At 73.5% G+C, this 19033-nt stretch carries 17 protein-coding genes and 1 riboswitch; of the genes, 8 read left to right on the plus strand and 9 right to left on the minus strand.

Going from position 1 to position 19033, the window contains the following annotated elements; translation table 11 throughout:
- Positions 1–20 precede the first annotated feature (20 nt).
- The gene (locus ACFUJY_RS28960; protein WP_383305095.1) at positions 21–980 is read left to right on the plus strand and encodes a DMT family transporter; all 960 of its coding nucleotides are present in this window, start codon (positions 21–23) and stop codon (positions 978–980) included.
- A 50-nt stretch (positions 981–1030) separates the two neighbouring features.
- On the opposite strand, the gene ACFUJY_RS28965 is transcribed toward ACFUJY_RS28960, so the two are convergent.
- On the minus strand, positions 1031–2362 hold the full coding sequence (locus ACFUJY_RS28965) for an aminotransferase class I/II-fold pyridoxal phosphate-dependent enzyme (RefSeq protein ID WP_383305097.1): 1332 nt from the start codon (positions 2360–2362) through the stop codon (positions 1031–1033).
- Between the two features lie 35 nt (positions 2363–2397).
- On the opposite strand from ACFUJY_RS28965, the gene ACFUJY_RS28970 reads away from it, so the two are divergent.
- Positions 2398–3093, plus strand: coding sequence for a pyridoxamine 5'-phosphate oxidase family protein (locus tag ACFUJY_RS28970; RefSeq protein WP_383305098.1), 696 nt, complete (start codon positions 2398–2400; stop codon positions 3091–3093).
- On the opposite strand, the gene ACFUJY_RS28975 is transcribed toward ACFUJY_RS28970, so the two are convergent.
- Positions 3075–4079, minus strand: a complete 1005-nt coding sequence (locus ACFUJY_RS28975; protein WP_383305100.1) for a DMT family transporter — start codon at positions 4077–4079, stop codon at positions 3075–3077. The genes ACFUJY_RS28970 and ACFUJY_RS28975 overlap by 19 nt on opposite strands.
- A gap of 147 nt (positions 4080–4226) precedes the next feature.
- On the opposite strand from ACFUJY_RS28975, the gene ACFUJY_RS28980 reads away from it, so the two are divergent.
- A complete protein-coding gene (locus ACFUJY_RS28980) occupies positions 4227–4415 on the plus strand; it encodes a hypothetical protein (protein WP_383305102.1) in 189 nt (62 codons plus the stop codon).
- Positions 4416–4475: 60 nt separating this feature from the next.
- Here ACFUJY_RS28980 and ACFUJY_RS28985 read toward each other — a convergent pair whose 3' ends face one another.
- From ACFUJY_RS28985 to ACFUJY_RS28995, 3 genes are all read right to left on the minus strand, one after another.
- Positions 4476–5096 (minus strand): PadR family transcriptional regulator, encoded by a 621-nt coding sequence (locus ACFUJY_RS28985; RefSeq protein ID WP_383305105.1) that lies wholly within the window; start codon positions 5094–5096, stop codon positions 4476–4478.
- A 216-nt stretch (positions 5097–5312) separates the two neighbouring features.
- Positions 5313–6308 (minus strand): HEAT repeat domain-containing protein, encoded by a 996-nt coding sequence (locus tag ACFUJY_RS28990; protein ID WP_383305107.1) that lies wholly within the window; start codon positions 6306–6308, stop codon positions 5313–5315.
- A 12-nt stretch (positions 6309–6320) separates the two neighbouring features.
- Positions 6321–6989: a HEAT repeat domain-containing protein gene (locus tag ACFUJY_RS28995; RefSeq protein WP_383305153.1), complete on the minus strand. Its 669-nt coding sequence runs from the start codon at positions 6987–6989 to the stop codon at positions 6321–6323.
- 129 nt (positions 6990–7118) lie between these two features.
- Between ACFUJY_RS28995 and ACFUJY_RS29000 the strand changes: the two genes are divergently transcribed.
- On the plus strand, positions 7119–7937 hold the full coding sequence (locus ACFUJY_RS29000) for a PhzF family phenazine biosynthesis protein (RefSeq protein WP_383305109.1): 819 nt from the start codon (positions 7119–7121) through the stop codon (positions 7935–7937).
- 9 nt (positions 7938–7946) lie between these two features.
- On the opposite strand, the gene ACFUJY_RS29005 is transcribed toward ACFUJY_RS29000, so the two are convergent.
- Complete coding sequence (locus ACFUJY_RS29005; protein WP_383305111.1) at positions 7947–8726, minus strand: CPBP family intramembrane glutamic endopeptidase; 780 nt, start codon at positions 8724–8726, stop codon at positions 7947–7949.
- A gap of 184 nt (positions 8727–8910) precedes the next feature.
- Here ACFUJY_RS29005 and ACFUJY_RS29010 point away from each other — a divergent pair, with 184 nt between their 5' ends.
- On the plus strand, positions 8911–10695 hold the full coding sequence (locus ACFUJY_RS29010; protein WP_383305113.1) for a substrate-binding domain-containing protein: 1785 nt from the start codon (positions 8911–8913) through the stop codon (positions 10693–10695).
- Positions 10696–10732: 37 nt separating this feature from the next.
- Here the strand turns inward: ACFUJY_RS29010 and ACFUJY_RS29015 are convergent, their stop codons facing one another.
- A complete protein-coding gene (locus tag ACFUJY_RS29015) occupies positions 10733–12238 on the minus strand; it encodes a glutamate-cysteine ligase family protein (RefSeq protein WP_383305115.1) in 1506 nt (501 codons plus the stop codon).
- A gap of 480 nt (positions 12239–12718) precedes the next feature.
- Between ACFUJY_RS29015 and ACFUJY_RS29020 the strand changes: the two genes are divergently transcribed.
- Entirely contained in the window at positions 12719–13315 is a 597-nt protein-coding gene (locus tag ACFUJY_RS29020) for a hypothetical protein (RefSeq protein ID WP_383305117.1), read from the plus strand.
- A 324-nt stretch (positions 13316–13639) separates the two neighbouring features.
- Complete coding sequence (locus ACFUJY_RS29025; RefSeq protein WP_383305119.1) at positions 13640–13846, plus strand: DUF5999 family protein; 207 nt, start codon at positions 13640–13642, stop codon at positions 13844–13846.
- An 86-nt stretch (positions 13847–13932) separates the two neighbouring features.
- On the opposite strand, the gene gcvP is transcribed toward ACFUJY_RS29025, so the two are convergent.
- Positions 13933–16818 (minus strand): aminomethyl-transferring glycine dehydrogenase, encoded by a 2886-nt coding sequence (gene gcvP, locus ACFUJY_RS29030; RefSeq protein ID WP_383305121.1) that lies wholly within the window; start codon positions 16816–16818, stop codon positions 13933–13935.
- A gap of 193 nt (positions 16819–17011) precedes the next feature.
- Positions 17012–17109, minus strand: a riboswitch (glycine riboswitch).
- A gap of 116 nt (positions 17110–17225) precedes the next feature.
- Here gcvP and ACFUJY_RS29035 point away from each other — a divergent pair.
- Positions 17226–17594, plus strand: a complete 369-nt coding sequence (locus ACFUJY_RS29035; protein WP_164401929.1) for a PRC-barrel domain-containing protein — start codon at positions 17226–17228, stop codon at positions 17592–17594.
- Here ACFUJY_RS29035 and ACFUJY_RS29040 read toward each other — a convergent pair.
- Positions 17519–18988 (minus strand): DNA polymerase IV, encoded by a 1470-nt coding sequence (locus tag ACFUJY_RS29040; RefSeq protein ID WP_383305123.1) that lies wholly within the window; start codon positions 18986–18988, stop codon positions 17519–17521. The two genes, ACFUJY_RS29035 and ACFUJY_RS29040, sit on opposite strands and share 76 nt — an antisense overlap.
- Between the last annotated feature and the right edge of the window lie 45 nt (positions 18989–19033).

Raw genomic sequence — 19033 nt, forward strand, 5'->3', positions numbered from 1 at the left:
GGGCGGCGATCGTTGTCACCATGAGCGCCCCGACCGCCCCGAGAGCGACCCCCGAGCCGTGCCCCGCCGTACTCCCCGAGCCACCCGCGGCGCCCGCCCGGCGGCCGGCCCTGGACTGGCGGCTGCGGTTCGCGGCGCTCTCGCTGATCTGGGGCTTCAGCTTCCTCCTGATCAAGGTGGGGACCGACGCGTACGCCCCGTTCCAGGTGACCCTGGGGCGGCTCCTCTCGGGCACGGCGGTCCTGGCGGTGGTCATGGCGGTGAAGCGGGAGCGGCTGCCGCGTTCCGCGCGGACCTGGGGCCATCTGGCGGTGGCGGCCTTCTTCCTCAACGCCCTGCCGTTCTCCCTGTTCGCCTATGCCGAGCTGTCCATCCCGTCGACGCTGGCGGGCATCTGCAACGCGACCTCGCCGCTGTGGGGCATGGCGCTGTCGCTCGTCGCCCTCTCGGAGGACCGGCCGACCCGCCGCCGCGTCGCCGGTCTCGGTCTCGGCTTCCTCGGCGTCCTGACGGTGCTCGGCGCCTGGCAGGGCTTCTCCGGGCTGGACTTCAGCGGCACGGCGATGGCGCTCCTGGCCTCGCTGAGCTACCCGGTCGGCTGGATCTACGTCCGCCGGACGCTGGCCGGCAGCGGCGCGTCCACCCTCGCGCTCACCGGCAGCCAGCTCTTCCTGGGCACCGTGCAACTCGCGGTCGTCACCCCGCTGTTCACCACCGCCCCGGGCGGCTTCCCCGTCCTGCCCACGCTGGCCGTGGTGGCGCTCGGGGCGCTGGGCACGGGTCTTGCGGTGCTGCTCCAGTACGGCCTGGTGAACGAGGTGGGGCCGACCACCGCGCAGATGGTCACCTACTTCATCCCGGTCATCGCCACGGCGGCCGGCGTGGCCGTGCTCGGCGAGCGGCTGAGCTGGAACACCCCCGTCGGCGCGCTCGTCGTCCTGGCCGGGGCCGCGCTCACCCAGAGCAGACGGCGCGCCTGAGGACCGGGGCCCACCCGTAACGCCGGCGCCCCCTCCGTGACGCCGGTGCCTCATCCGTAGCTCAGCGGCCTCGCCGGTCCCGCCGCCCGGGCCACCGCGTCCGCCAGCGGTCCGATGTCGGCGTCGGTGAGCGGGGAGACGGTGATCCGGACCGCCTGGGGTGCGGCGATACGGAACCGGGCCCCGGGCGCCACCGCCCAGCCCGCCTGCAACAGCCGGGCCACCGCCCCCGTCTCGTCGCTCACCGGCACCCACACGTTCATCCCGCTGCGGCCGTGCGCCACCACGCCCCGCTCCGCCAGCGCCCGGACGAGGGCGCCCCGGCGGTGGGCGTAGGACCGGGCCACCTCGCGCGCGTCCACGGCGCCGGTGCTCCACAGGTGCACCACGGTCCGTTGCAGCAGCCTGCTGACCCAGCCGGGCCCGAGCCGCTGGCGGCCGGCCACCCGGTCGACCGTGACCGCGTCCCCGGTCAGCACCGCGACCCGCAGGTCCGGCCCGTACGCCTTGGCCACCGACCGGACGAGCGCCCACCGGTCCGTGGAACCGGCCAGCGGGTGCAGCGGCTGGTCCACGATGGCGTGGCCGTGGTCGTCCTCGATGAGCAGGACGTCCGGGTGCCGGGCGAGGACGGCGCGCAGCCGCGCCGCCCGGTCCGCCGAGACCGTGGCCCCGGTCGGGTTCTGCGCCCGGTCCGTGATCACGACGGCCCGCGCGCCCGCCCGGAGCGCCGCGTCGAGCGCGTCCGGCAACGGTCCGTCGTCGTCCAGCGCCATCCCCACGGGCCGCATGCCGAGCGCGGGCACCAGGTCCAGGAGGCCGCCCCAGCCGGGGTCCTCGACGGCGACGTGGTCGCCGGGCCTGAGGTGGGCGGAGAGCACCCGCTCGATGGCGTCCAGCGAGCCGGAGGCGGCGGCCACCGGCCCGGCGGGCACCCCGTCGGCGTCCATCGCGGCGCGCGCGAGCGCGGCGAACTCCGGGTCGACGGCGGCCTGTCCGTACAGCCCGGGTTCGCGCGCGTACGCCGCGGCGACCGACGCGAACGCCTCGCCGAGGCGCGGCAGCAGCGCCGGATCGGGGCTGCCGTCGCCCAGGTCCTGTACGCCGGGCGGCGCCTCGACCCGCATCGAACCGCGCGCGGTGCTCGCGGGGCGCGGCCTGATCCGACTGCCCCGGCGCCCGGCGGTCTCGATCACCCCGCGCTCGCGCAGGGTGCGGTAGGCCGCCGCGACGGTGTTGGGATTCACCTCCAGACGGGCCGCCAGCTCCCGCATGGGAGGCAGCACATGGCCCGGCGGCAGCTCGCCCGAAGCGACCCCGCGTTCGACACTGGCGGCGATTTCCTGTGCGCGCCGCCCACTGATCCGATACTCTCCTAGCACAAACAACAGTATGCACTAGTGCAATGGAGTCCGCAATGCCGGAGACCGCCTCCCAGCAGACCATGTCCCCGGGCACCCCGGCCGGCTACGAGCCGACGGACCGCACCGTCCCCACCCGGTCGCGGGACCGCGCCGCGTACGACCGGGAGACGGTGCACTCGATACTCGACGGCGCCTACCTCTGCCACCTCGGCTTCGTGCGGGACGGCGCGCCGGTCGTGCTGCCGACGCTCTTCGGCCGGGTGGGTGAGCGGCTGTACGTGCACGGCTCGACCGGCTCGCGACCGCTGCGGACGGCCGGGAGCACCGACGAGGGGCTGGCCGTGTGCCTGACGGTCACCCATGTCGACGGGCTGGTGCTGGCCCGGTCGGCCTTCCACCACTCGCTCAACTACCGCTCGGTGGTCGTCCACGGCACGGCGTACGCGGTGACCGACCCGGAGGAGCGGCGCGTCGCCCTGGACGCGATCGTGGACCAGGTGGTGCCGGGGCGCTCGAAGGACTCGCGGCCGGCCGATGGCAAGGAGCTGGCCGCCACCGCGGTCATCCGGCTGGACCTGCGGGAGGTCTCCGCCAAGATCCGCACGGGCGGTCCGAACGACGACCCCCGGGACGTCGGCCTGCCGCACTGGGCCGGTGTCGTCCCCGTCGCCCCGGCGCGCGCCACCCCGGTCCCGGCGGACGACCTCGACCCGTCGATCGAGCTCCCGGCCTACCTCACGGCGTCCTGAGCGGCGGCCCGCCCCCCGGCCGCCTCCTCCGGGCCGCTTCCCGAGGCGACGGGGCCGGAGGGCGGCCGGGGCGTCGCCGACTGCGCGATGAGGGCGCCGGCCAGGACGAGCGCGCCGCCGATCAGCTGCGGGGCGGCCAGGTGCTCACCGAGGAGGACCCAGGCGAGCACGGTCGCGATGACCGCTTCCAGACAGGCGACGACGCCCGCGACGGCCGGTGAGAGCAGGCGTACGGAGATCACCCCGGTGACGTAGGCGATGACGGTGGCCAGCAGCACGATCCAGACGAGCAGCAGCCAGGCCGGCACCCGGGCGCCGTCCATGAGCGTGTCGCCGGCGAGGACCGACCGGTCCATGCCCCAGGGGCGGGCGATCACGGTGAGCACGAGGGCGCCGATGAGCAGCCCGTACGCGATGACGCCGACCGGGTGCGGGGGTTCGGCCCCGTCCGGGGACGCCTCCCCGCCGCCCTGGTCGGAAAGGACGAAGTAGCCGACCTGGCAGCAGGCCGCGCCGAGCGCGAGGAGCAGCCCGACCACGTCGAAACCGAGTCCGGCCCACACCTCGACCACGCAGGCGAGGCCGCCGACCGCGAGAACGACCCCGAGGGCCGCCGCCCGCGTGACCGGCCGCCGCTGCACGAAGCGCACCCAGCCGAGGACGAGCGCCGGGGCCAGGTACTCCACCAGCAGCGCGACGCCCACCGGGATACGGGAGATGGCGGCGAAGTAGCAGGCCTGCACGCCCGCGACGGCCAGCAGACCGAAGCCGAGCAGGAGCACCGGCCGGTCGCGCACCAGCGCCCGGTGGCGCCAGGCCACCGGCAGCATGACGAGCGCGGCGCCCGCCACCCGCAGCCAGACCACGTGGAGCGGGTCGAGTCCCGCCTCGATCAGCGGCTTGGCCGCCACTCCGGAACCGCCGAATGCGAAGGCCGAGGCGAGGGCGAGTCCCAGGCCGGCGCTTCTCCCCTGAGACGCGTGCATCGGCACATCATGACAGCTGCGGTCAGGAGCGTCACCCCGGTGACACCTGACGCGAGCGGCACTCCGCGGGACGGGGCAACCGACGCCCCGCTCGCACACGTCCCACAGGGCGGAGCGGTTGTTCGCGATGCGGCGGGAGGGGGCCGGGTGAGCTGGCTCGTGTCCCTGCCGGCGCTCGACGGGCGCGAGTACGTCTACCGGGTCCACGCGCCGCTGGACGCCCTGCCGGCGGATCTGTTCTGGTGCGCGTTCCACTGCCACGACGACGGACCGCACCCCCGCGCGTCCGACCGTTTCGACGCCGCGCGGATCTGGCCCGTCACGACGGACCGGTAGACGGCGAAGAGCCCGGCGGCCCGGGCCGCCGGGCTCCGTCGCACCGGCCCACGGCGGGGCTCAGTGCTCGTCGGCGAGGATGAGGTACAGCTTCTTGCGGGCCTCGTTGATGACGGCGACCGCCTTGTCGCGCTGGTCGGCCGAGCCGGTCTTCCAGACCTGGCCGAACGCCTCCATCAGACCGAACCCGGCCTGCCTGACCTCGTTCATGCTCTCCCAGTCGACACCGCGCCCGGCCTCTTCCCAGGGCGCCTCGGGCCCGGTCTCGGCCTCGGTGCGGCCGGTGTCGGTGAGCGTGAACAGCTTCTTGCCGCCCTCGCTCGCGCTGGTGATCAGCCCCTCGTCCTCCAGCAGCTGAAGGGTCGGGTACACCGAGCCGGGGCTGGGCCGCCAGGCCCCTCCGCTGCGCTCACCGATCTCCTGGATCATCTCGTACCCGTGCATCGGCCGGTCCTTGAGCAGCGCCAGGATCGAGGCGCGCACATCCCCGCGCCGCGCCCTCCCCCGGCCACCGCCGCGGCCCCGTCCGCCCCCGAACGGCCCCCCGCCGAACGGCGGCCCGAACGGCCCGAACGCGGCCCGCTGCCCCTCGAACCCACCATGACGCCCCTCGGGGCCGTACGGGCCGCGTCCGCGGCCGTGCCCATGTTCGTGTCCATGCTCGAATCCGTGTGCACGCATGACGTACTCCTCTGTCTACGTTGAACTGTTACCTATCGCTGTACTGTCGCGATGCTTCAACGATATATCGGGACAGGTCGCATGACAACCCCGGACCGGCCCGGCCCCGGTCGGCCGCCATACCCTCGGCCCGGGCGTGGCTCCCTGGGCTCCGGAGACGTGGAGTACGTCCGAGGCGCCTCCCTCAACCTGCACGAACCCGGTGCCGTCCGCGCCCTACCGCCCCCGCAGCCCCAGCAGGTACACCGCCGTCACCGCCACTCCCCTGTCCCCGTCCTCCGCCAGCTCCCCGAGCGCCCGGGTCGCCGTCGGGCCCGGGATGTCCGCCAGTGCCTGGGTGAGGCGGCGGCGGGCGGGCGCGTCGAGGGCGGGATCGGCGAGGCGGTCGACGAGCACGGAGGCGATCCGCTCGGCCGTCCCCGGACCGGTGGCCAGCGCACCCAGGGCGTCGGCCGCGTCCACGTCCCGTACCGCGTCGGCGACCATGTCGATGAGCGTCGGGAGCGCCTCGGCCACCCCGCGCGCGCCGAGCGCCGGCGCCGCGTACTGGCGTACCGCGACATCGGGATGACCGAGGGCGTCGCGCAGCAGGGCGCTCGCCGCCTCGCCCGGCATCCCGGCGACCGCCCGCACCGCGCGGGCGCGCACCGCCGCGACCGGCGAGGCCAGGCCCTCCGCCAGCAGGGGGACCCCGTCGCCCGTCCGCGCCAGCGCCCATCGCAGCGCACCGGCCACGCCGGGGTCCCGCTCGCTCAGCACCGCCTCGACCAGCGCCTCCACCGGCACGGGCGCCTCGCCCGCCGAGGACAGCGCCGCCCGCTGCCGGGTCCCCGGGCTGGCGGAGCCCAGCGCCTGGAGGGCGACGGTACGCAGGACGCCCTCCCAGTCCCCGGGCCCGGCGGCGCCGATCCGGCTCAGCCGGGTCAGCAGCTCCGTCTCGCTCGCGATCCGTTCCCGGGTCCGCCGGACGAGGTCGTCCACCAGACCGGCCGGGCTGAACCCGGGATCGTCCAGGGCCCGCCCGACCTCGCGCAGCGAGAGGCCGAGGGACCGCAGGCTCTCGATGTGGAAGATGCGCCGGACGTCCTCACCGGAGTACTCGCGGTATCCGACGTCGTTGCGCCCCGTGGGCCGCACCAGCCCCAGCGACTCGTAGTGCCGGAGCATGCGCGCGCTGACCCCGGACCGCCGCGCCACCTCACCGATCAGCACCGTGCATCACCCTCATCCCTCCTGACCGTACGCCCCGAGGGCCACCCTCCGCTTCGCCTCCTCGACCGCGAGGTCGAACCCGGCGTCCGGGTCGCGCCGCAGCTCCTCGGTGGCGAGCGCGTGCTCCCGGACGCGGGGCTCGGGGCGCGCGGCGGCGGCGTCCAGCGCCGGTCCGGCAGCCGCACCGAGCGCGATCAACGCCCGGCTGAGGCTCAGCCGCATCTCGCGTCCGCCGCGCCCGAGCTGCCCGGCCAGCACCACGGCGAGCACGGGCGCCTCGTCCTCGGGCACGAGAACGACCGCGGTGCGCCAGGCGGCGCGCGCCACCTCGTCGTCGGTGTCGGTGAGCAGGGCCCGGGTGATCGCCGGCCAGGCCCGCCGGTCCCCGGTCTTGGACAGGGTGTGCAGGGCCTGGGCCCGCGCCTGCGGGCGCTCCGAGCGGAGCTCGCCGACGAGCCCGGGGACCGTCAGGTCCGGCGGGTACCGGGTGAGCGCCCAGGTCAGCATCTCCCGTACCGAGAAATCCGGTTCGGTCGCGCACCGCTGCACGAGCCGGTCCACCAGCCGGGCGTCCGGCGCCGATCCGACCGCCAGCGCGGTGCGCAACCGCACCGACGCGTCACCGTGCTCCAGCCCGCGCAGCGCGCGCGTGACCGCCGTGTCCTCGTTCGCCGTGGCCATCGGGACCACCTCCTCGTGGCCGAGTGAAGCGGTTGTCACCGTGACAAGGTCAAGCCCGGCGCGGTTTCGGGGCCACCGGTCCGCGATTGGCCTTGGTTCCCGGCGCGGACGAAGCCCTACGGTCGGCGCATGAGGATTCGCACCGTGGACGCGTTCACCGACCGCCCCTTCACCGGCAACCCCGCGGGTGTCCTGCTGTTCGGCCCCGAGGGCTTCCCCGAGGACGCCTTCCTCCAGCAGGTCGCCGCCGAGCTGAACCTCTCCGAGACCGCGTTCGCCCATCCGCTGCCGCCGGGCGGCGAAGCGGACTGGGCGCTGCGGTGGTTCACGCCGGTCACCGAGGTGGACATGTGCGGCCACGCCACCCTCGCCACGGCCCACGTCCTGCACACCACGGGCGCCGCGACCGGCACGGTCCGCTTCGCCGCCCGGTGCGGCGCGCTGACGTCGACCGCCCACCCGGACGGTTCGCTCACACTCGACTTCCCGACCGCCCCGCTGACGCCCGAGCCCGCCCCGGACGGCCTCGCGGAGGCCCTGGGCGCGGAGCCGCTTTCGGTGCACGACACCGGTGCGCAGGTCGGGGACCTGCTGGTGGAGCTGGCGGACGAGGCGGCCGTACGGGGCCTGGCCCCGGACTTCGCGGCGCTGGCCGCCCTGTCGCGGCGCGGTGTCATCGCCACGGCCGCCGCCGCGCCGATGCGTGCGTACGACTACGTCTCACGGGGCTTCTTCCCGGCCGTGGGCATCGACGAGGACCCGGTGACCGGCAGCGCGCACACCGCCCTCGCCCCGTTCTGGTCGGCCCGGCTCGGCCGCGACCGGCTGACCGGGCTTCCGGTCTCCGCCCGCTCCGGCCTCGTCCACACCGCGCTGCGCGGCGCCCGCACCCTGCTGACGGGCCGCGCGGTCACGGTGCTGGACGGCGAACTGCTCACCGGCCCGTGACGCCGGGGCTCACGGCGTGGGCAGCCAGCCCACCTTCCCGGCGAGCAGGGCGTAACCGACGAACGCGCCGATGTCCAGCAGCGCGTGCGCCGCGACGAGCGGACCCACCCGCTGCCAGCGCCGGTACAGGAGCACGAAGACGACGCCCATCACCATGTTCCCGATGAACCCGCCGATGCCCTGGTAGAGGTGGTACGAGCCGCGCAGCACCGAGCTCGCCAGCAGCGCCGCGATCGGCGTCCAGCCCAGCTGCCCCAGCCGGCGCAGCAGGTATCCGACGACGATCACCTCCTCCAGTACGGCGTTCTGGAGGGCCGACAGGATGAGCACGGGGAACTTCCACCACACGTCGGGCAGCGACTCGGGCACGACGGTGAGGTTGAAGCCGGCCGCCCGGGCCACCAGATAGAAGGCCAGCCCGGCGCTGCCGATGCCGGCCGCGACGACCGTCCCCCGGGCCACGTCCTGCCCGGGCCGGGTGCGGTCGAAGCCGAGGACCCGCAGCCCGGTGCCTTCCCGGATGAGCAGATGCGCGACGAGGGCGACGGGCACCAGCGCGGTCGTGATTCCGAAGAGCTGCCAGGCGAGATCCAGCCAAGGGCGGCCCGGGGCGGCCGAGCTGTTGAGGGTCGCCGCCTGGTCCTTCAAACCCCCTGGTTTCGTCAGCGATCCGACAAAGCTGATGAGGGCGGACACGCCGCTCGCCCCCAGCGAGAGCGCCAGCACCAGCGCCGTCTCGGACCGGAGAATCCGTTGCGACACGGCCTCCTGGGGAAAAGAATCAGCCACGTGCCCCGCCTCCACCTGTACACCTGCCCTCAGTTGTGCATTCGCGTCCCACGCCCCTGGCCGCCCCGCTAGGGTCTCGAATGCAGGTACGAAGATCATGCGCGACTGGCCGGGGGACGAGCGCCATTGCCGATGGTGTGGTCCCCCTTTTCCTTGTACATCCTCAAGGAGGGGCACCACCGACATGGGACGTCACAGCTTGCCCGATGACCGCCCGGCGGCCGGAGGCGGGGACCGTCCACCGCGCCGCCGCCGGAACGTGGCCATAGCCACCGTGCTCGTCCTCGCCGTGGCGGGGGGAGCGGCGGTCGCGGTGCAGGGCGGCCTGCTCTCGTTCTCCGAGTCGTGCGAGGAGAGCGCCGTCCACCTGTCGATGGCGGTCTCGCCGGACATCGCTCCCGCCGTACGTGCCATCGCCGACCGGGCACGGACGGACGAGGTGCGCTCGGACGGACGCTGCGTCGACGTGGACGTGGTCGCCCGTGACTCGTACAAGGTCGCGGACGCGCTCGCGAGCGGAGCCCGCCCCGAGTACCAGATGTGGCTCCCGGACTCGGACCTGTGGCTGACCAGGGCGAAGGGCGCCGGGGACGGCACCCCCATCACCCCGGGCGGCTCCGTCGCCACCTCACCGGTCACGCTCGCCGCCGTCCCCCGGGCCGCCAAGAGCCTCGGCTGGCCGAAGAAGACGTACACCTGGGCCGAGTTGACGGGCGCGGCCATGGAGTCCGACCGGGTACGTCTCGGCTCCGCCGACCCCGCGCGCTCGGCGACCGGCCTGCTGGCCCTCAACAGCATCGGCGTCTCCGCCGGAAAACAGGGCGGCGACAGCGACACCCGGGTCGCGGCCACCGCGAAACTGCTCGCCCAGCGGATGTCCGACGGGGACACCCAGGTCGTGGCGACCCTGCCGCAGGACGGCTCGGGCGCCGAGGCGGGCAACCCGGCGCGCAACCAGGCGGTGCTCCTCTCCGAACAGGCCGCCTTCGCCCACAACGCCGAGTCGGCGGCCGACGGCACGCTGGACCTGTTCTATCCCGAGGACGGCACCCCCCTGCTCAACTACCCGCTCGCGATGGTGGACGAGCGGCACCAGTCCGCGGACGAGAGCCGGGCCGCGCTGCGGTTCATGATCCTGCTCTCCGAGGAGAGCTCCGTACGGACCCTCCGGGAGCACGGCTTCCGGACCACGTACGGCACGGCGGACGAGAAGCTGGTCGCGGCGGCGGGCGGCCGGTCGCCCCAGCCGTACGACGCGCCCCAGCCGCCGGCCCCCAAGGACGATGCGCTCCAGGAAACGCTCGGCATGTGGACGATCACCGTGCAGAGCGCGCGGCTCACCACCGTCGTCGACGCCTCCGGCTCCATGGCCGCCACGGTGCCGGGACGCAGCCAGTCCCGGATGGACGTCACCAAGGCTTCGCTGATCCGGGCACTCGACCAGTTCACGCCGAACGACGAGATCGGGCTCTGGGAGTTCGCGACCACGCTCGACGGTGACAAGGACTACCGCCGGCTGGTGACGACCGCCAGGCTCGGCGACCCCGTGAAGGGCGGTGGCACCCACCGGCAGAAGCTCGCCGCCGCGTTCGCCGCGCTGCGCCCGGTGCCGGACGGCGCCACCGGCCTGTACGACACCGCCCTGGCCGCGTACAAGGAGGCGCAGCGCACGTATGTGAAGGGCAAGTTCAACGCGGTGGTGATCCTCACGGACGGGTCCAACCAGGACGAGCGGTCGATCTCGCGCGCCGCCCTCGTGGACGAGCTGAAGTCCATCGCCGACCCGACGCGCCCGGTCCCGCTGCTGGCCATCGCCGTCGGGCCCGAGGCGGACCGCGAGGAGCTGGACGAGATCGCCGAGGTCACCGGGGGCGGCGGCTACCAGGTGAACGACCCGGCCGAGATCCAGGCGGTGATCCTCCAGGCGGTGATGACGGCGGGCCAGGCCGCCCGCGCCGCCGGGGAGTGACGGCAGGCGGCCGGTCCGCCGGCGGACCGGCCACCCGTCACGGCGCCGGAACGCCCGCCGGCCAGGAGTGCACCGGGTCGCCGCCCTGCATCAGCTCGCCGTAGCGCCGGGTCATCGCGGCGAGCGCGGCGGCCCGGTCCAGGCCCGCCTCGCGTCCCCGGTGGTAGGTGTCCGCCTGCCAGGACGCGCCGTTCGTCCGCCGCTTGCACCGCTCCTCGATGATGCCGAGGTAGTGGTCCCGGTCCGCCGGCTCGATGTTCCAGCCGTCGAGCCCGGCGGCGGCGAGCGGCAGCAGCTCGTCGCGCACCAGCTTCGTCACGGGCACCCGGGTGAGCCCGCCGGAGCGGCCGGGCCGGGGCCACAGCAGCTCGGCCTCGATGCCGTGGCGGCACGCGGTCTCGAAGTTCTCGGCGGCGGCGGAGAACGGCATCCGGGTCCACACCGGGCGCGACTCCCCCGCCAGCGCCCGCACCAGGCCGTAGTAGAGCGCGGTGTTGGCGATGACGTCGGCGACCGTGGGGCCCGCGGGCAGTACCCGGTTCTCCACCCGCAGGTGCGGTACGCCGTCGGCGATCCCGTACACCGGGCGGTTCCACCGGTAGACCGTGCCGTTGTGGAGGACCAGCTCCTTCAGCTGGGGCACCCCGCCGTCGGCGAGGACGCGCAGGGGCTCCTCCTCGTCGCAGATGGGCAGGAGCGGCGGGAAGTACCGCAGGTTCTCCTCGAAGAGTTCCTCGACCGAGCCGATCCACTTCTCCCCGAACCAGGTCCTGGGCCGCACGCCCTGGTTGCGCAGTTCCGGCGGCCGGGTGTCCGTGGCCTGCTCGAACAGCGGCGGACGCGACTCGCGCCACACCTCGCGGCCGAAGAGGAACGGCGAGTTGGCGCCCAGGGCCACCTGGACGGCGGCGACGGTCTGCGCCGCGTTCCACACGTCGGCGAAGCGTTCCGGGGTGACCTGGAGATGCAGTTGCAGCGAGGTGCAGGCCGCCTCCGGGGTGATCGATCCGGCGGTGGCGACCAGCCGCTCGACGCCCTCGATATCGAGCGAGAAACTCTCGCCGCGCGCCGCCAGCATTTGATCGTTCAGGAGGGCGTAGCGGTCGACGTCGGAGAGATTGGACCGGACCATGTCGTCGCGGCCGAGCGTCGGCAGGATTCCGATCATCATGATCCCGGCATCCACTTCACCGGCCTTCCGGTCGGCATATCCGAGCCCCGTCCGCAGCTCTTCGGCCAACTGATCCAGAACACGTCCCGAGAGATGGTGGGGGACTATGTTCACTTCGAGATTGAACATCCCCAGTTCCGTCTGGAAATCGTGACTCGCGATGCGCTCCAGTACCTGCCCATTCAACATCTTCGGCATGGCGTCGGCGCCCGTGAGATTGAGTTCGATCTCCATGCCCATGAGGTTGCGCGGCCGGTCGAACCGCCGCTCGGCCAGGAGCCCGGACAGCGCCTCCAGGCACTGGTGCAGTTTCTTCCGGTACCTCTGCCGGTCGGACAGGTCAAAGGCGCCCGCGACGACCTTCTCCCCCATCGAAGTGTCCTCCTCAAGTGGCCGGCACGCGGCCCGGGCCGCCCGCATCACGATCGATAATGCCCGCAGGACGTGATCCGTAACGCCCCGCGGACGGCGCACACACGCTAATCTGAGCGCCGGGGCCCCGGGCACATTCACTCGGCATGACGCAGCGGGCCGTTTCCCCGTACGGCGGGCCCGTAAAGCCCCGATGGGTTTCGGCCGACCGCGGCGCGGGAAAAACCCGAGGCGGCGGCTGCGCCGCTCGCGCCGAATCAGCATGATCTCCGCATAATAAAGTCCGGATACCGCCTTGCCGGCAATAGCCGTGGCGGCTAGTGGAAACACCGCGTGAACACGTGTCGTATAAACTCCGCGGACGAGGCAGAGAGTTGACGCACCGGCTCAGTCACCGGCCTCCTCTGGCCCCGCACGCCGACAACGCCGTCCGCACCCGCCCGCGCACCACCGTGTCTCCGAAGTGAGAGGCGACCCAATATGCCGCTGCATGTTCCCCCGGCCCCCGCGCCAGCGCTGCGCAGCGTTCTCGCGGCGCTCGGTTCACCGACCGCCGTCCGCGAGGCCCGCACGCCCGCCCTGCGGTCCGCACCGGGACCTCTGAGCCCCGAACACCCGCTGCCCGTCCATGTGCTGGGCGTCGCCCCGGGCGACGTCGCACCCGCCACCCGGCTCGCCGCCTGGCGCTTCCAGATCCGCAGCACGGAGCGGGCGGTGGCGGCCGCGGACACCATGCTCACCGCGGACGGCTGGGCCTTCTCGCACTTCTTCGAGGGCCCGTACATCGCCTCGACGGAGCTGGCGCTGCGCCAGGCCGAGGGGATGAGCGGCCCCTACCAGCCGAGGCTGCTGTCCATCCCCGACCTGTACATGCTGGCCCTGTGGCTGCACGGCGACCCCACGGCGGACGCCTCCTGCGGCGCACCCGCCCCGGACGACGTGCTCGTGCCGCTGTCCCCGGCGCCTCCCGGCTTCGCCGCCCACCGGCCGCACCGGGCCGCCGACCTGCTGCCGGTGATCACCACCCGCATCACGCCCGGCCCCGGTCCGCTGCTGGGCTCGCCGGCCCCGGCCTGACGTCCGGCGGCCGCCCCCCTCCGCGTGCGGTGCCCCGTCGCCCCTTCCGGCGGCGGGGCACCGCACGCGGACGCGCGTACGAGACCCCGCCCGTCCGGACTAGCCCCATCCGGCCACCCCGAACCACCCGAAGTGACAGTGCAGTTGAGTTGAACCGTCCGGGCGGGTGACGCGTCATGGGAGGAGTGGAAGCGCTGCGGCGAAATCCCTGCGGATTGTCGCCCGTGGGGCAACACTGGGATTCGACCGATCGACACGGGGGCGGTCATGAACACCTCTTCACACCGCAGGCCACTCAACTCGACGCAGCGAAAGAACCCACCCATGTGCCAGCATCAGCCACCCTGCCCGACAGCCGACTCAGCCGACCGGGAGGCCGCCCGTCAGGTGGCCCACCACCCGGAGCAGGGGTGGAGCCTGCTGTGCAACGGTGTCCTGCTCTTCGAGGACACCGGTGAGCTGCTTCCGGACGGGAAGATCATCGCTCCGCACAGGCCCCTGGCGGCGAGCCGGGTGGTCAGGGCCGCCTGAGCGGCGAGGTACGGAAAGGGGCCGGCCCGGAGACTCTCCGCGCCGGCCCCGACGCATGTCCGCGTCACACCGCTTCGATCACCCGGTCAGTTGTCGTACGCGTCCAGGGGCGGGCACGAGCAGACGAGGTTGCGGTCGCCGAACGCCCCGTCGATCCGGCGCACCGGCGGCCAGTACTTGTCGGCGGCCGGGACACCGGCCGGGAAGACCGCCACCTCGCGGCTGTACGCGTGCGCCCACTCCCCGCCGAGCGCGGCGGCGGTGTGCGGGGCATTGGCGAGCGGGTTGTCGTCCGCGCTCCACTCCCCCGACGCCACCTTCTCGATCTCGGCGCGGATCGCGATCATCGTGTCGCAGAAGCGGTCCAGCTCCGCGAGGTCCTCGCTCTCGGTCGGCTCGATCATCAGCGTGCCGGCGACCGGGAACGACATGGTCGGCGAGTGGAAGCCGTAGTCGATGAGCCGCTTGGCGACGTCGTCGATGCTGACGCCGGTCGCCTTGGAGATCGGCCGAAGGTCCACGATGCACTCGTGCGCCACCAGACCCGCCGGGCCGTTGTACAGGATCGGGTAGTGCGGTTCGAGACGCTTGGCGATGTAATTGGCCGCCAGTACGGCCACCTGCGTCGCGCGCTTCAGGCCCTCGCCGCCCATCAGGCGTACGTACGCCCACGAGATCGGGAGGATGCCGGCGGAGCCCCAGGGGGCCGCCGAGATCGGTCCGACGCCGGTCTCCGGGCCCGCCGCGGGCTGGAGCGGGTGGTTGGGCAGGTACGGCGCCAGGTGCGCGCGCACGCCGACCGGGCCGACGCCCGGGCCGCCGCCGCCGTGCGGGATGCAGAAGGTCTTGTGCAGGTTGAGGTGCGAGACGTCGCCGCCGAACCGGCCGGGCTTGGCCAGGCCGACCAGGGCGTTGAGGTTGGCGCCGTCGACGTAGACCTGACCGCCGGCGTCGTGCACCTCGGCGCAGATGTCGGCGACGTGCTCCTCGAAGACGCCGTGCGTCGACGGGTAGGTGATCATGAGCACGGCCAGCTCGTCGCGGTACTGCGCGATCTTGGCGCGCAGGTCCTCGATGTCGACCTCGCCGTCGTCGGCGGTCTTGACGACGACCACCTTCATGCCGGCCATCACGGCGCTCGCGGCGTTGGTGCCGTGCGCGGAGGACGGGATCAGGCAGACGGTCCGGTTCTCGTCGCCGTTGGCACGGTGGTACGCGCGGACGGCCAGCAGACCGGCGAACTCGCCCTGCGAGCCGGCGTTCGGCTGGATGGACACCGCGTCGTAACCGGTGACCTCGGCCAGCCGCTCCTCCAGCTCGCGGATGAGCGTCAGGAAGCCCTGCGCCTGCTCGGCGGGCGCGAACGGGTGCAGCGCGCCGAACTCGGGCCAGGTGATCGACTCCATCTCGGCGGTCGCGTTCAGCTTCATCGTGCAGGAGCCGAGCGGGATCATGCCGCGGTCCAGCGCGTAGTCGCGGTCGGCGAGCTTGCGCAGGTAGCGCAGCATCGCGGTCTCGGAGCGGTGCTGGTGGAAGACCGGGTGGGTGAGGATCGCGTCGGTGCGCAGCAGCGTCCCGGGCAGCGCGTCCTCGGTCGCGGCGTCCAGCGCCTCGACGTCCCCGTCGGCACCGAAGGCGGCCCAGACGGCGGCGACCTGGGTGCGGGTCGTCGTCTCGTCGCAGGCCAGCGAGACGGTGTCGGCGTCGACCAGGCGCAGGTTCACCCCGCGCTCGCGGGCGTCGGCGACGACCTCGCCCGCCCTGCCCGGGACGCGGACGGTGAGCGTGTCGAAGTAGGAGCCGGTCACCACGTCGACGCCGGCGGCGCGCAGGCCCTCGGCGAGGATCGCGGCGTAGCGGTGGGTGCGCCGGGCGATCGTGCGCAGGCCCTCGGGGCCGTGGTAGACGGCGTACATGCCGGCCATGACGGCGAGCAGCACCTGGGCGGTGCAGATGTTGCTGGTGGCCTTCTCGCGGCGGATGTGCTGCTCGCGGGTCTGGAGGGCCAGGCGGTACGCCTTGTTCCCGTCGGCGTCCACGGAGACGCCGACCAGGCGCCCGGGCAGGCTGCGGGCGAACTTGTCGCGGACCGCCATGTAGCCGGCGTGCGGGCCGCCGAAGCCCATCGGGACGCCGAAGCGCTGCGTGGTGCCGACGGCGATGTCGGCACCCAGCTCGCCGGGCGAGGTGAGCAGCGTGAGGGCCAGCAGGTCGGCGGCGACGGTGACGATCGCGCCCAGCTCGTGCGCCTGGTCGATCACGGGCTTGAGGTCCCGGACGGCCCCGGAGGCGCCGGGGTACTGGAGGAGCACGCCGAAGACGCCGCGCTCGGCGACCTCGGCCGGGATGCCGTCGGTGAGGTCGGCGACGACGACCTCGACACCGGTCGGCTCCGCGCGGGTCTCGATGACCGCGACGGACTGCGGCAGGGTGTCGGCGTCGACCAGGAAGACGCCGTTCTTGACCTTGCCGACGCGCCGGGCGAGCGCCATGGCCTCCGCGGCGGCGGTGCCCTCGTCGAGCAGCGAGGCGCCGGAGGTGGGCAGGCCGGTCAGCTCGGCGACCATCGTCTGGAAGTTCAGGAGGGCTTCGAGGCGGCCCTGGGAGATCTCGGGCTGGTACGGCGTGTAGGCCGTGTACCAGGCGGGGTTCTCCATGACGTTGCGCAGGATCACCGGCGGGGTGAACGTGCCGTAGTAGCCGAGCCCGATCATCGGGGCGAGGACCTGGTTGCGGTCGGCGAGCCGGCGGAGTTCGGCCAGCACCTCGGCCTCGGTCCGGGCCTCCGGGAGGGCCAGCGCCTCGGCGCTCTTGATCACGTCGGGCACGGCGGCCGCGGTCAGCTCGTCCAGCGAGCCGTAGCCGACCTGGGCGAGCATCTTCGCCTGCGCCTCGGCGTCCGGGCCGATGTGGCGCTGTTCGAAGGGGATGCCCTGTTCCAGCTGCGAGAGCGGGGTGCGACGGGGGGTCATGGTGGAGGCCTCCTGGTCTGTCACGACCTGCGAGGGGCACCGCGGCGCCGGGTGCCCTGACGGCCTCCCCCTCTGTCATCTCAACCTGAGAGCTTCACCGGCGCCACGCGGGCGCCGGCTTTCACCGTCGGTGAGGGCGAGGCTCCGTACGGCCCATCGGCCGCGCGCAACCCGCCCTGCTTTCCAGAGTGACCTCGTCCGTGCGGTACGGGGGCCTGAGAGTTTCCGGGGAGGATTTGCTCCTTCGGCGTCCTCCGGATCGGCTCCGGACGACTCTCCCGCACGGGGTCAGCAGCCATGACCAGCCTACCAGCGGGGTACACGACGGGAATTCTCGAGTGGCCAAGACCACGGAACTGCATTTCCGTAGTCCCTGTGGACCAGCCGCAACCCGTGTGGGAGGGACCGTGCAGACCGACATCGACCCGCGCAGCCTGATCGGCCGCAAGGCCTTCGACCGCAAGGGCACCAAGATCGGGACCGTGGACGAGGTGTACCTCGACGACGCGACCGGCGTCCCCGAATGGGCGGCCGTGCGCACCGGGCTCTTCAGCCGTGACGCCTTCGTCCCGCTGGAGCCCAGCGAATTCGTGGACGACACCCTGCGCGTCCCCTTCGACCGGGCGCTGATCAAGGACGCCCCCGACTTCGGCGTGGGCCGCCACCTCTCGCCCGAGCAGGAGCTCCAGCTCTACCGTCACTACGGACTGGACGCGGCCCCCGGCGCACCGGCCCCGGACCGCGACTTCGGCCGCCTGGCGGGCCAGGAGGAGTAGTCCGGCGGGTCCGGGACGAGCGGCAGCGGGTCGGCGGCCCGCAGCGCGGGATCGTCCACGCGGAACGTACGCACCCGGCCGGGTGCCGCCGCGCCCGGTTCCTCGAAGCGCACGGTCACCCGGCCGACCCCGCTCCCCTGCACCCAGCCGTGTCCGTGGACGTCGTGCCGCACGTCGTGTCCGGCCGGCCAGCGGCGCGCGGCGAGCTGCTCGGCGGTCTCCTCCGGCCCGGGCCCGTCGTCCGCCGTCCCCTCGCGGCCGTCGGGGTCCTCCGGCGGCGGCGCCCCGTCGTCCTCCGGAAGAGCCGCCGCCGCCCGCGCACCGGCGGCCTGGGCGAACAGGTCCTCCTGGGTGTAGTCGGCGAGCCCCGTGACGCCGACGCCCAGCAGCCGCACCCCGCCGGTGGTGTCCACGGACTCCAGGAGGCGGGCGGCGGCCTCCCGGACGACCGCGGGGTCGTCCGTGGGCCCGCGCAGCGTCTCGGAGCGGGTCAGCGTGGAGAAGTCGTAGCGGCGCACCTTGAGCACCACCGTGCGCCCCGAGCGCCCCGCGCCCCGCAGCCGCTGGACGCACCGGTCGGCCAGCCGCTCCACCTCGGTGCGTACCCGGATGCGGTCGTGCAGGTCCATGTCGAAGGTGTCCTCGACGGAGACGGATTTCGCGTCGCGCTCCGCGACCACGGGGCGGTCGTCGAAGCCGGAGGCCATCCGGTGCAGTGCGGCACCGTGCGCCTTGCCCAGGAGCCGGACCAGCTCCGCCTCGCCCGCCTCGGCGAGGTCGTCGACCGTCGTCATGCCGGCGCGGCGCAGATGGTCCGCCGTGGCGGGGCCGACTCCGGGCAGGGTGCGCACCGGCATGGGGGCGAGGTGCGCCCGCTCGGTGCCGGGCTCGATCAGGCGTATCCCGTCGGGCTTGGCCTCCTCGGAGGCGATCTTGGCGAGCATCTTGGAACCGGCGAGCCCGACCGAACCGCTCAGTCCCGTGACCGCCTGGATGGCCTCGCGCAGTTCCCGGCCGATCTCCAGCGCGGACGCCGTGTCGTCGGCCGTACCGCCCGCTTCGAGGTCCACGAACGCCTCGTCCAGGCTGAGCGGCTCCACCAGCGGCGAGAGCCGCCCCAGCAGCTCCATGACCTGGTCGCTCACCGACCGGTACAGCGTGAAGCGCGGGACCAGATAGGCGGCGTTCGGAGCGAGCCGTCTGGCCTGCGCCATTGGCATCGCCGAGTGCACCCCGAAGCGCCGTGCCTCGTACGAGGCGGTCGCGACGACCCCGCGCGGTCCCAGGCCCCCCACCACGACCGGTTTGCCGCGCAGGCTGGGCTTCGCCGCCTGCTCGGCGGAGGCGTAGAAGGCATCCATGTCCAGGTGCAGGATGGTGGGAGCTGCTCTCACACCAGCCGATGCTGCCCTACCGCACTGACAATCGCCGTGTCGGCC

This window comes from Streptomyces sp. NPDC057249, assembly GCF_042669245.1.
GTDB lineage: Bacteria > Actinomycetota > Actinomycetes > Streptomycetales > Streptomycetaceae > Streptomyces.

Excerpts from the sequence above, each read along its gene's own strand:
- ACFUJY_RS29010 (WP_383305113.1), top strand. The coding sequence starts at position 8,911 with ATGGGACGTCACAGCTTGCCCGATGACCGCCCGGCGGCCGGAGGCGGG.
- ACFUJY_RS28960 (WP_383305095.1), top strand. The coding sequence starts at position 21 with ATGAGCGCCCCGACCGCCCCGAGAGCGACCCCCGAGCCGTGCCCCGCC.
- ACFUJY_RS28985 (WP_383305105.1), bottom strand. The coding sequence starts at position 5,096 with ATGCGTGCACACGGATTCGAGCATGGACACGAACATGGGCACGGCCGC.
- ACFUJY_RS29000 (WP_383305109.1), top strand. The coding sequence starts at position 7,119 with ATGAGGATTCGCACCGTGGACGCGTTCACCGACCGCCCCTTCACCGGC.
- ACFUJY_RS28995 (WP_383305153.1), bottom strand. The coding sequence starts at position 6,989 with ATGGCCACGGCGAACGAGGACACGGCGGTCACGCGCGCGCTGCGCGGG.
- ACFUJY_RS29025 (WP_383305119.1), top strand. The coding sequence starts at position 13,640 with ATGTGCCAGCATCAGCCACCCTGCCCGACAGCCGACTCAGCCGACCGG.
- ACFUJY_RS28975 (WP_383305100.1), bottom strand. The coding sequence starts at position 4,079 with ATGCACGCGTCTCAGGGGAGAAGCGCCGGCCTGGGACTCGCCCTCGCC.
- ACFUJY_RS29015 (WP_383305115.1), bottom strand. The coding sequence starts at position 12,238 with ATGGGGGAGAAGGTCGTCGCGGGCGCCTTTGACCTGTCCGACCGGCAG.
- ACFUJY_RS28970 (WP_383305098.1), top strand. The coding sequence starts at position 2,398 with ATGCCGGAGACCGCCTCCCAGCAGACCATGTCCCCGGGCACCCCGGCC.
- gcvP (WP_383305121.1), bottom strand. The coding sequence starts at position 16,818 with ATGACCCCCCGTCGCACCCCGCTCTCGCAGCTGGAACAGGGCATCCCC.
- ACFUJY_RS29020 (WP_383305117.1), top strand. The coding sequence starts at position 12,719 with ATGCCGCTGCATGTTCCCCCGGCCCCCGCGCCAGCGCTGCGCAGCGTT.